Source organism: Dyadobacter linearis, from assembly GCF_907165045.1.
Taxonomy (GTDB): domain Bacteria; phylum Bacteroidota; class Bacteroidia; order Cytophagales; family Spirosomataceae; genus Dyadobacter; species Dyadobacter linearis.
Genome location: NZ_CAJRAU010000001.1, coordinates 1,103,169 through 1,115,313, shown reverse-complemented (window position 1 = coordinate 1,115,313; position 12,145 = coordinate 1,103,169). Strand labels below are relative to the sequence as shown.

Annotated in this window: 11 protein-coding genes; 4 read left to right on the top strand and 7 right to left on the bottom strand. The window is 46.5% G+C overall.

Going from position 1 to position 12,145, the window contains the following annotated elements; genetic code table 11:
• Positions 1 to 10 precede the first annotated feature (10 nt).
• On the bottom strand, positions 11 to 1,114 hold the full coding sequence (locus KOD92_RS04590; RefSeq protein ID WP_215232319.1) for a FecR family protein: 1,104 nt from the start codon (positions 1,112 to 1,114) through the stop codon (positions 11 to 13).
• A 206-nt stretch (positions 1,115 to 1,320) separates the two neighbouring features.
• Here KOD92_RS04590 and KOD92_RS04585 point away from each other — a divergent pair, with 206 nt between their 5' ends.
• From KOD92_RS04585 to KOD92_RS04570, 4 genes are read left to right on the top strand one after another with little or no spacing between them, the layout of a single operon-like run.
• Positions 1,321 to 1,725, top strand: coding sequence for a hypothetical protein (locus KOD92_RS04585; protein ID WP_215232318.1), 405 nt, complete (start codon positions 1,321 to 1,323; stop codon positions 1,723 to 1,725).
• Positions 1,726 to 1,731: 6 nt separating this feature from the next.
• Positions 1,732 to 2,163: a hypothetical protein gene (locus tag KOD92_RS04580; protein ID WP_215232317.1), complete on the top strand. Its 432-nt coding sequence runs from the start codon at positions 1,732 to 1,734 to the stop codon at positions 2,161 to 2,163.
• 28 nt (positions 2,164 to 2,191) lie between these two features.
• Complete coding sequence (locus KOD92_RS04575) at positions 2,192 to 2,602, top strand: hypothetical protein (RefSeq protein ID WP_215232316.1); 411 nt, start codon at positions 2,192 to 2,194, stop codon at positions 2,600 to 2,602.
• Positions 2,603 to 2,629: 27 nt separating this feature from the next.
• Entirely contained in the window at positions 2,630 to 5,755 is a 3,126-nt protein-coding gene (locus tag KOD92_RS04570) for a T9SS type A sorting domain-containing protein (protein ID WP_229254519.1), read from the top strand.
• A 9-nt stretch (positions 5,756 to 5,764) separates the two neighbouring features.
• Here the strand turns inward: KOD92_RS04570 and KOD92_RS04565 are convergent, their stop codons facing one another.
• The 6 genes from KOD92_RS04565 to KOD92_RS04540 form a co-directional block, all read right to left on the bottom strand.
• On the bottom strand, positions 5,765 to 6,376 hold the full coding sequence (locus KOD92_RS04565; RefSeq protein WP_215232315.1) for an RNA polymerase sigma factor: 612 nt from the start codon (positions 6,374 to 6,376) through the stop codon (positions 5,765 to 5,767).
• Positions 6,377 to 6,588: 212 nt separating this feature from the next.
• Positions 6,589 to 7,047, bottom strand: a complete 459-nt coding sequence (locus KOD92_RS04560) for a RidA family protein (protein WP_215232314.1) — start codon at positions 7,045 to 7,047, stop codon at positions 6,589 to 6,591.
• Between the two features lie 32 nt (positions 7,048 to 7,079).
• A complete protein-coding gene (locus tag KOD92_RS04555) occupies positions 7,080 to 8,552 on the bottom strand; it encodes a PQQ-dependent sugar dehydrogenase (RefSeq protein WP_215232313.1) in 1,473 nt (490 codons plus the stop codon).
• Positions 8,553 to 8,572: 20 nt separating this feature from the next.
• On the bottom strand, positions 8,573 to 9,004 hold the full coding sequence (locus KOD92_RS04550; RefSeq protein ID WP_215232312.1) for a c-type cytochrome: 432 nt from the start codon (positions 9,002 to 9,004) through the stop codon (positions 8,573 to 8,575).
• 115 nt (positions 9,005 to 9,119) lie between these two features.
• Positions 9,120 to 10,862: a PQQ-dependent sugar dehydrogenase gene (locus KOD92_RS04545; RefSeq protein WP_215232311.1), complete on the bottom strand. Its 1,743-nt coding sequence runs from the start codon at positions 10,860 to 10,862 to the stop codon at positions 9,120 to 9,122.
• A gap of 21 nt (positions 10,863 to 10,883) precedes the next feature.
• On the bottom strand, positions 10,884 to 12,134 hold the full coding sequence (locus KOD92_RS04540; RefSeq protein ID WP_215232310.1) for an amidohydrolase/deacetylase family metallohydrolase: 1,251 nt from the start codon (positions 12,132 to 12,134) through the stop codon (positions 10,884 to 10,886).
• Between the last annotated feature and the right edge of the window lie 11 nt (positions 12,135 to 12,145).

Here is a 12,145-nt window from a genome sequence, read left to right as displayed (position 1 = left end):
TTAAAAATGGTCAGTAACAGCCTTTGCTGCTGATGATAATGCTCGCATCCATCTGCTCGTATTCTGCTCCGAGCGTTTTGCAGATCAGGGTCATTTTTTCAAATAGCGGCTCGTCGGAAAGGGAGGCGGTGAGGTAGCAGTTGTGCATTACTTCCGCATCGAAAATGATCTTCACTCCGTAAGACTTTTCCAGTGTTGCGAATACTTCCGAGACAGGAGTTGCTTTAAAATCAAACGATTGCCGCTGAATAGGCAGTTCAAGCAGCTTTGGATCAGGTACCAGGCTCCGGGTCAGTCGTAACTCCTTGGCTGCGAAGACGATCTGCTGGTTGGGCGTCAGTATCATTCCCGCCAGCTTCTCATCCGCATGCTGACTTGCCAGCGCCTCTTTCGTCATCGGGAACACAGAAACCTTACCTGTTTTCACAACTACCTTCACTTCTTTGTCATTTTCAAATGCCCTTACCTTGAAGCTGGTACCTAACACTTTCGTCGCCAGCGTGTGTGCGTATACATAGAAGGGTTTGTTCGGATTTTTAGCCACTTCAAAAAACGCCTCGCCGACCAGGAACACTTCTCTTTTCTTTCCTTCAAACTTTCCGGGGTAGGTAATGCGGCTGTCGGGTTGCAGCAAAACCGTACTGCCGTCTCCCAGCGTGACCAGTTTTACCTTGTTCGTCGAGTTGTATTGCTCCACCAAAGGCTCTTCTATTTTGCTCAGAATCACCTTGTACTGATCCGATTGCTGCCTGTTGATACTCTGCTTGTTAAGCCACCAGCCCACAAAGAGCAATGCGATCACGGACGCAGCCAAGTGGTACCAGTTAGGACGGAATTTCAGCCAAACCGTCGTTTTTCGGGCTTCTTTTTCACCGATCGCGTGTGAAAGGCGGTAAATTTCATTGGCTACTTCTTCATCTGAAATCTGGTTAAAAGTGGCTTCTGTCGCAGCCAGCAGCGCTATTGCTTTTTCTACCAGCTCCGTCTTGTCGGGATTTTCTTCAAGCCACCTGGCCCACGCGGCTGTCGCGCTGGCATCATGGAACAAAACCCACTTCCTGAACGACATATCCGCGGCAAGTTCCTCCGGAAGATAATTTTGGTAATTATGCATAAGCGGCAAATGAAAATTTGGCTAATTTCTATAAGGATGCAGAATGATTGGGGCAATACTCTTTTTTGTGAAATTTTTTTTGGAGGTATAGCCGATGGATTACCAGATCGCTCCATTGGGAAACTATTTGAGGCGCGAGTCAGAATTAACTGAGTTATTTAAAGAAGTGAATAGCGGATTTAAATTTTCATCCAAAAGCTCTTACTATGACCCGTTTCAATAGAATTCTATTCTTGATCAATTTAGTCAGCTTATCAGGCTGCGGAGTCTTCACAGACCGCACCACAGTAGTTTACGGAACCATCACCGATCAGAATGGCGAGCCGGTTGATAGTATTTTGGTTTCGATTGACGGAGTTAAAGGTTTTAGGTACGAGACGTTGAAACAGGTTTCACCTAATAATGTTGGTAGCTATGAATTACTCGTTGAGGTGCCGAAGAAATTTTCATCTGTAAATATCATAGTTGACACCTCGCCAGTTGAAAATGTCGGAGTCGAAAGGCCGTACAAAAAACTTCTTGTTAAAAAAAATGACAAATCAACCAATAACTGCTGCTCGGCTTCTATCGGAGAGAAGACTAAATATGATTTTCAATTGATACCTAAATGATTGAATATGAATACACAGATTACTACCACAGCGAAGAGAATGTACCTGCTGATCACTTGCCTCTTCCTGAGCTTTTTGCTCTCACAATGTTTTCTTACACAGGATCGTACCACCGTAGTATACGGAACAATTACCGATCAGAATGGCGAGCCGGTTGATAGTATTTTGGTGTTGATTGACGGAGTTAAAGGTTTTAGGTACGAGACGTTAAAAGAAATGTACTCTGGAAAGAATGGTACCTACGAATTGGTACTAGAGGTGCCAAGAAAATATAGCTCCGTAGACGTAATTATTCCCTTCGGCTCCTATGTCAATCCCAAATTTCAGAAATACTATAAAGATAAATTGGCAGTAAAAAATGATAAGCCGACTAACGATTGCTGTATAGCGACAATCGGCGATAAGACCAAATACGATTTTCAATTGATACCCAGATAATTTAAATATGAATACACAGACTACAAACTTGAGAAAGAGAATCTGGCTGCTTATCACCGCCCTATCTCTAAGCTTTTTGCTCTCACAATGCTTTCTTACACAGGATCGTACAACAGTAGTTTACGGAACCATCACCGATCAGAATGGCGAGCCGGTTGATAGCATTTTGGTTACTATCAAAGGAGTAGACGGTTTTAAATATGAGAGGTTGAAAGAAGTTTACTCCGTGGAAGATGGTAGCTATGAATTGGTAGTAGACGTTCCAAGGAAATACGGCTCAGCAAACGTAGTTGTACCTTTTGGTTCATACGACAACCCCAAATATGAGAGGAATTACCAAGGCAAGAAGACTTCTAAAAATGATCAGCTCACAAATAATTGCTGTAAAGCTTCCATTGGTGACAAAACGAAATACGATTTTCAGCTAATACCTAAATAGTTCATTTTCAATTTTAACGCACTTGCCATGATGCATTTCTTAAAATGCGGTAGAGGAAAACTATGTCTTTTCCTCCTGCTCCTTCTTTGTGTTCTTTCAACCGTTTCAGCCCAGGATTATATTCAGCAAAGGGATGCAAAGCTCAATGCACTGGACTTGACGGGTCTGGGCAAAACTCTTTTTCTCAATGCTGCAATCACAGATCAGCATGAAGTCAATCATTACAGAAATTTGGCAAAAAGCCCAATACCAGATCCCGAGCGGGTCACATCAGCTGAATGGCAAAATCTGTATGAAAGATTAATGGACGCGGATTTCAGACCAAACGGGGAGAAGTTGGCGGACTTTGAGAAATGGATGGAGACCGATCCGGCGAAAATCACCAAAAACGATACGGTACCAATCGGTATCATGAATCTGGAAGGTATATACCTGACCGGTACTGAGATTACAGAAAATGAAGCCCAAAAAAAGGCAGGTAATAAAGCTGACTTCGTGAAATACGAAAGGGTGAGAATCGTGTCAGCTTCGGTGTTAAAGGAAGATCTCTATCAGGCAGATGTGATTTTTAAACTGAGTCCGGGTTTCTATTTCTCAAATCAAACTGATCAGGTGAAAACGGTCGAAATTGATTTTGGGAATGGAAAAGGGTACCGAAGTTTTACGCTTTCAGAGCAGCTGATACCACATCGTTTTGAAACAGAGGGCGAGCACTTGATCCATATCCGGCTGACGACTGGCCGCATTACTTACCGCTTTGAAACCAAAGTGAATGTCCTTCAAATGGAGCGAATCAAGCCATTTGCAGAGTTTCAGATCACGGCCAACAAAATCTATCAGGATACTGCGGACAATGACCGATCAGCCAGAACTGCATTGGTAGGCGGAAACGTCAGGATTCTGCTGGGCTGTGACCAGATATTGAACAAACCGATCATCATTGCCGAGGGGTTTGATATGGGGCAGGATATCTTTTTGGATTTCCTGGAAGCCAAATACAGAACCAGATTTAATCGATACTTAGCGGAGGGTTATGATCTGGTATTTTTGGATTACTCCGACGGCCGCGCAGCGATACAAAACAATGCGCAGGTGCTAAAAGCATTGATCCAACAGGTTAACACGATGAAAACGGGTTCAGCCCAATCTGTGGTGATCGGCGAAAGTATGAGTGGTCTGGTTGCGCGATGGGCACTCAGACAAATGGAAAACGAAGGGCTGGCTCATCAGGTTAAGCTGATGCTTTGTTACGATACGCCGCACCAGGGAGCGAACGTCCCGGTCGGACTCACGCAACTGATGCACGCAGCAAGTCCCACACTACTCACCAAAGTGATCCTCAAATTTTTCGCGAAAGGCTGGCGAAACTATTATCTGGCAATGTCAACGCCCGCAGCTTTGCAGCTATTGATGCACCAGACCGACGCTCCAAATATTGGTGGCAAGCATCCGGAGTTTGATCTGTTCCGGACTCAACTGGTAGCGCTTGGCAATGGCGGTTATCCTCAGAACTGCCGCAACATTGCAGTGACACACGGTAGTATGGATGCGGGCGATCTAACATTATTTAACGATTATCAGTACGGCAGCAGGATATTGCGAAGCTGGACACCGTTTGGTTTACAGAATACCAACATCGACATACATACCAGCCATCCCGGCCAAAACACCAATGTACTTCGTTTTGCAAGCTGGGGTATATTTTCAAAAGCAATCGGTATTAACCGAAAATATAACAGTCCTTTAAACGACGATTTTCTTCCTGGCGGTAGAACGAATGCACCAGTTCCGAACAAATTGTTCAATTCTACAAAGGAATTTGAATTCTGCTTTGTACCTACATTTAGTGCCATTGATTATACTGGGCCCCGAGTGACGCAAGCAGATCGCGAGCTGCTGAATGTGACAGCTGTAAATGCGCAAACTGTTAATCGGAAAACTCCATTTGCGGCTATATATGGAAATAATGAAAACACTGAGCATGTTGAGGCAGACGATATCGAGTGGGGGTTAATTGGCGAAGCCGAAAACCTCCTTACTGGCATAGCCGCTTGCCCGGCGCTTCCAGTGCCACCGGTTCCTACAATAATGACTTACCCTGTTTGCCACCCGTTCGACAAGAAAAGGACTACCGAAGACAACACTGCATTTGTTAATGTATCCCTCGCTTCTCCTTCTAATGGACTGTATATTCACAATTGGACTGTCGCGCCAGGCGACCAGCACTTTACAACTACCGGTGATCAAATTACTTTTCGGGCTGAGAGCGTGGGATTATATCAAATCACTTGTGTGCGTACATACCCGGGGCGGAGGGATATCAGCAGTACCCACTCGGTAGGTATTTTCGTGGCCGATTGTAAAGATGTTACCGCAGATCCCGAAACGCCAACCGAACTGAATCTGGCTGAGGCAGATGTATTAGCAAGCGATGTATGGGAAAACGACTTTTTGCTTACCACCGTCGCCGACCTGGAAGTGTTTGCACATTATATTGGAAACCCTAAAATATTATACGCTACGCTCGCAAACGGCACATTCGTCCCGAGAACCACGTTACTTGCGAGCGGGATGTTTGAGGAATTCTCAGAGTTATTTGCAGCCACAGATCCGCGTATACCTCTTCCGGTCCGGCTCAAAACTTTTACCGTGAATGCGGAGGGAAAAACAGCTTTGCTAGAATGGAAAACAGAGAGCGAAACAAACAGCAGCCATTTCGAAATCGAAAGAAGTAACACCGGAAAAGACTGGTTTTACATTGGTAAGGTTCAGGCTGAGAACATTCCGGATGAACCGGCGCAGTACCAGTATGCAGATCAGAATATTACCGCAAAGCACGTTTACTACCGGCTCAAAATGGTCGACGGTGATTCGACTTTTGCTTACAGCCAAATTCGTTCGCTTGCATTTGACAGGGCGTCAGAACTAGCCGCTTATCCGAATCCAATAGGGCCGACTGGTGAGATTCAACTGCTTTTAGGCGACGTGGGTATAGCAAATGTCCGCGTTTTTGATCTGGCCGGTAAGCTGGTTTCAAAGTTTGAAAAAGCTAATGCGAAGATCAATATAGAGGGCCTGCCGTCAGGCAAATATATTCTGCAAATCGGAATGGCAGACGGTACGAAAGAGAGCCGCACGATCGTGAAGGAATAGCTATAAATTTTATTTAAAATAAAGGTAAGCCAGAACGAGCGCCTGACTTATCAGCTGCATTTGGACTTTCAATGAATTGATCGCCTTAAACAACAGATTTGCAACCGATTGCCTGTTTACCTGCATCAGGTCGGCGATTTGTTCGTTGTCCATTCCTTCGTAGTATTTCAGGAATATCGCTTCTTTCTGGCGGCGCGGCAGGTCGTCCAAAGCCGTGCGGACTTTTACCTGGTTTTCCGTAAAAACTTCATGTTGCTCGATTTCTGTCTCAATGGTCTGGTAATCAGACAGCTCACCTGCTTCTTCAATATCCAGTTGCGGAAGTGCATTATTGTTTCTCCTGAACTCCTGCATCAGCTGGTTTCGCAAAGCCCGGAGGAAATAAATCGTCACAAACTGGATCTGTATATTATTTCTTTTCTCCCAGATATGGATCAGCAAATCCTGAATGGAATCCTTGATGAACTCTTTGTCGGAAGTGAAATTAGTGGCGTAGTTGAAAAGCGTGCGGTACTGTTTGTCGGCTAGCTGGCAGAACGCAAGACTATCCCCCGCCTGGGATTGCTGCCAGAGGTTCAGAAGAACAGTATTCTCCTCAGCGATGCGTTGTCTTTTGTTCAAATCTTGTCAGGTAAGACAACAAATAAACTGGTAATTGATAATAATGTAAAATATATGAAAGACTTTATTTTATTACCTAGAATAATCTACCGGCAAATTGCATTATCCCAGAATATTTAATTACTATTTATTTGTCTGATTAAGCTATTGCTTGTCTAACTGAGCGCAGTCGAAGTACATGCACTTTGGCTGCGCTCAGTTAGACAATACGCTTATACATACGCAATGCAATCGATTTCCACCAGCGAGTCGCCTGGTACGCCGCCATAAACTGCTACTGTTGTGCGGCAGGGCGGTTTGCTGCCAAAACGCCCCTTATAGGCTTCGTTCATCAGTTTGTAATCATTCAGATCATGCAGGAATACACTGCATTTGAGCACTTTTTCCATAGAAGAACCCGCCTTGATCAGCTCTTTTTCGAGTTCGTCGAGCACGTGTTTGGTGTGGGCAGTAATATCTCCTTCGAAGTGAGCACCTTTTCCGGCAACAAAAACCAGGTTATTGAATTTGGTATGGCCCGAAAACAAGGGCACATCCTGATACATTTCGACACTGCCGACTTCTTTTTCGGGCGCAGCTTCGGCCTGCACTTTGGAGGCTGCTCCAATGCCGGCTATTCCTGCTACGGACGCGAAAAGTTTCTTGATAAGTGATCGTCTTTCGGTTTTCATAATGGTCTGAATTGGTTTATAAATAAGCTGTCTTAGGATCTTTTTTTCTTGCTCTTTTTTGCGATTTTCTCGCTGGCCGGAAGTGTGATTTTCCAGATGCTGCCGCCTGCTTTGTTACCGCCCTGCTTTCCGCCGTATTCAATCACATAGAGTGTATTTCCGACAAGCAATGCATCGGTCGGAGAGGTGAAATTGTCGACGATCCGGGTAGTTTTCGTCTTGTAGTTGTCGGCGGATTTGTCATAGCTCATTTCCAGATGCAACAGATCTTTCCCCTGCCTGCGCAGCGGACTTGGATTAACGACACCGTTTCTCGGCCCGCCTGTGTACCTGATCACAAATCCGTCACCCGCGAGGTCTTTGCCTAATGTTTTATCATTGTCAAAAAACAGCCCCAGCGGCGATGAATGTGCATTAAAAGTGCCCACAGTTACTCCTGTCGTGTCTCCGTCCATTACAATGCCCGTTTTCCGGTCGCGGTATTCATTGGCATCGGGGCCAGTATTCTGAACTGCCGGAGTGAACTGAACACCTTCCGGTTTCTTTGGAAATTCAGGATCATTGTGAAAATATTTCATGAGCCAGGCAAATGCGAACTTGCTCAGGAACGGATCTTTTTCGGGATCTGGTTGATAGTCAGCAAACTGCTGCGGATTTTCAATGCCGCCCATGATCCACGGAAATCCATAATGGTGTCCAGACCGCACCCAAAACATATCTTCCGGGTGGTCGTAATCGCCGGAATTGGATACCGCGAACAGATTTCCTTTTCCATCAAAAGCCATATCATAAGCATTCCGTATTCCCTCGGCGTAGAGGTAGCCTGCCTTTTTCATTTCCGCAACATCGGTGGTCAATACCAGATCTTTTGAGGCGATCGGAATTCGAAAGATATTCGCTGTCAAAGCATTATCCCGTGCATTCGGATATTCGCCGCCGTTATCCTGCACTTCTCCATGATCGGTTCTCGCTCCTGTATTTACGTAAATGAATTTTTTATCAGGACTGATTTCCAGTGCATTCCAGCCGTGATCGAAAGTGGTTTTATTAGCCCCATACTCAACTGTATTAAAAACAACTGTCATTTCCGGTTTATCCGCGTCCTTTTGCATTTCATAGCGCACCATCCTGCCTTTATTTCCCTTGTTATTATTTACACTCACATTGCCAGCCAGAAAAAGGGTGTTTCCGTTAAATGCAGCGCCCTGCAACCGGGGGATACCGTGGTCCTCCACTGAAAAAACCTTCCTGCCCTCAGGCTTTCCGTTCACCTCCACAATCCTGATCACATCCCCAAAAAACGTGGTATAGTAAATTTCACCTGTATTCGGGTGGCGAATGATCCGCACCGCTTCCGGTTCTACTTTCATGTATTCCTCAATGGTGATATCGTCCCGAAGCGCGACCGGCGTTTTGGTAGTTACCTCCTTCGACTGAGAGAATGTCTGCCCGGCTACCCCGAGCGAAAGCAGGGCGGCGAGTGCATATTGGTAGCGATTTGACATGTTATGTGCTGGTTCAGGATTTATTCTTTTTTGCCCAAATGGCGAATATACGCGACGAGCTGCCACTTCTGCTCATCTTCAAACACATCCTTGAAAGGCGGCATATTTCCCCGCCCGGTAGACAGTTTCCAGAATAAGGCACCGTCGGTCTGACTTTTAACCAGGGTATCGTGAAAATTCGCAGGTTTCTGCCCCAAAGCTCCTCCCGCTGCGCCGTCGCCATAGCCTTCATCCCCGTGGCAGGAGGCGCAGTATAGTGTAAAAAGTTCTTCCCCCTGCGCGAGTGTCAGCGGCTCTTCATGGTGCGGACTTTTGAGGGTATCCGCCCAGGCCGGGGCCTTCCACGGGTCCTGGTTTGAATGTGATTGTCTGTTGTCTCGAGACGAAAGCCCGGCCAGAGCCGAGCCAAAAAACAGGATGATACTTGCGGCAAGGGTAATATTTTGAAGCATTCAGTATCTGGAAAAAGGTGAATTTATCTATCAGTAATTCTCCCTCCAACCCCCAAAGTAATACTCAATTGCCGGAGAGTAATATCCACTCAATGAGGTTGGAAGGAGAAAAACGTTACTTCAAACTGTCTAATGCGGCCCTTACGCCCGCCACTTCTTCGGTGGTGACCTCGCTGGCCGAGTTTCCGAAATTGCTTCGAATGTGTGTCAGTACTTCCGAAATCTCTTCGTCTTTCAAAAAGCTGTGTTGCGGCATCACATTATTATAGGATTGCCCTTTTACTTCAATCGGCCCTTCGAGGCCCTGCAATAGTACTTTGATTAATCTTTCCTTATCGCCGGTCACCCAATCGGCTCCTCCAAGTGGCGGGAAACGCTGCGAATCGCCCATTCCGTTTCGCTGGTGGCAGGCCGAACAGTAAATGCTGTACACGTTTCCGCCGGCAATAGGCTTGTCTTTATCGAGATTATCTTTGGTCTGATCCGGCGTGCGGATGTGGCTCATCGATTTTCTTTTTTCCATCCCCGCAAGCGCTTTTTTTGGAAATTTCTTTTTATCGCCAGTATAGGTAATCTTCCAGATCTTCCCTTTTTCGGTTTCGGCGATATAGATAGAACCGTCGGGTCCCATCGCGATTCCCATTGGTCTGTACACCGCGTCGCTCACATTTACGATCGGGTCTATACCAGCAAATCCGTCTGCAAATATCTCATATTCACCCGCCGGTTGACCATTTTTGAAGGGAACAAAACCGATGAAATAGCTTGACTGCGGATAAGGCGCGCGGTTAGTAGATCCATGAAATGCGATAAATGAGCCATTTTTGTAACGTTCAGGAAACTGGTTACCCTGATAGAATAAAAGATCGTTCGGTGCCCAGTGGCCCGGAAACCCAATCAGTGGTTTCTCATATTGCGCACAGTCGCCCTCCTTCTTCCCGTCGCCGCCGTATTCAGGATTCAATACTTTTTTGCCCTGCATCTGGTCCCAGTAGCAATAGGGCCAGCCGGCGTGCGTGCCTTCTTTTATTCTCAAAAACTCCTCCGAAGGTAGCATTGCACTTTCCCAACCGTCATAAAACTGCGGCCATAAACGCAGTAAATCGTCGCGCCCGTGCTGCAATGCATAAAGGTTGTTATCTGCAAAATTCCAGTCCATACCCACGATACTGCGAAGCCCGGTCGCAAATTTCACTCCGTCCTTTTGCAGCTGCCCAGTTTTGTTTGCATCAAATTTCCATATTCCGCCATGGTCTTCCAGAATAGGGCAGGGCGTCATTCCAGGCGAACCAGGTATCCGGTTATCTTCCTGACAAGCATTGGAATTGGCACCAAAAGGCACATACATATTACCCTTATCATCGAAAGTGATAGGCTTGGCGATATGCTCGTGCATGCCGTGCGGATGGTCGTCGGTCAATATCACTTCTTCCTTACTCTGCGGGATTAGGTCGCCGGGCGTGAGTTTATATCTGTACACCACCAGCTCGGAGCTGAAATAGAGGTAGCCTTTGTAAATCCGCATTGCAGTACCATAAGCCCGCTCTCTGCCCACCCCTCCAAAACGCTTGATAATATCCGCCCTTCCGTCGCCATTCGTATCCCGCAAGGCAATCACCGACTCGCCGGTATTGGCAAACCGTGCTTTTACATAAATATCTCCATTATCATTCACCGCAATATGCCGCGCCCGCCCCGGCAGACTATCCACCACAACAACCGCCTCAAAGCCAGCCGGCAGAAACAATCCGCCGTTCTTGGTATTCACAGGCTGATCCTTCCGAGCCGAATGCTGCGTAAAACCCAATGCACAGCATGTCAGTACGGTAAGGAGGTATTTCAGGTAGCGTTTGTTCATTGAGCTTGGCGGAATCCTCCCTTATTTCAAATAAATAGGCTTCGTAATCCCGTTCAGGTCGTAAACAATCTTGCCACCCATGACCGTGAGCTCGCATTCCAGCTTTTCTTTGCCTTCCATTTTGTATCCTGTTTTATCATAAAAGCCAAAATTTCCTTTGCGCATCGAGAAGATCGCGACGTCTGCAATCGCATCTTCCGAAAGGTGTCCGAGATTTTCTCTGTGGATCACCTGAGCGGGCGTCCACGTGCTGGCTTTGATGACAGCCGGCAGGTCCATTCCCATTACATAAAACTTGGACATAATGCTGAGCATATCCTTCATCGAACCATTCATGCTGCCTGTATGCAGGTCGGTACTGATGGTATTGGGATAAAAACCTGCTTTGACTGCCGGGATAGCCTGCGAATAGTTGAAGCTCGCGCCGCCGTAGCCTACATCAAAAACAATGCCTTTTTTGCGGGCTTCGATCGCAAATGGTTTCACTTTTTTTGTCTCTTCATCCACGATCGTTTCGCGCACATTTCCTTCCAGCAGGGTATAGGCGTGTGTGAAAATATCACCCGGGCGCAGGTGTTTCATGAAAAGATCTTCCAGCGGAAGTGGCGGGGTACTTCCTCCAAAATCGACCATAACAGGCATATTGGCCAGCTTTCCGGCCTTAACCGCATTGTCGACAGGCTTCCAGTCCTGACCTACGAAGTGCGCGACTTTGAAACCCACCACGTCATTTTTGTTCCTTAATGCGACAGCCGCCGCCAGGTTAGGATCCATGTCGGAAGTGTCCTGCTCCCAGTTTCCGCCGCGCATTCCCTGGCCCACGATATTCATAAAAGAGAGTACGCGGGTCTTCGAATTAAGGATAATGTTGTTTTTAAATTCCTCAAATGAGCTCCACCCGGCACCGCCCGCGTCGACGATCGTGGTAACGCCCACCCGGAACGTGAACCCGTCGGGCGGCAGGGCGATAAATCCGTTGCTGAGGTAGTGGTTGACCTGCGTGCCGAAAAAGACGTGTCCGTGAATATCGATCAGGCCGGGCGTGACGTACATTCCTTTTGCGTCCACCACCTGACGGGCTTCTTTTGGGTCAATATCTTTGGCTACTTTTTTGATCTTCCCTTGAAAAATCCCAATATCCATCACCTGATTGATATTGTTTTTCGGGTCGATAACTGTTCCGCCTTTGATTAAAATGCTGTATGTCTGGGCATTGCAAACGAAAAGTCCGGCAGCCGATAAAAGGCAGGTAAGTATAAATCTATATTTCATTTTTTAAAGGG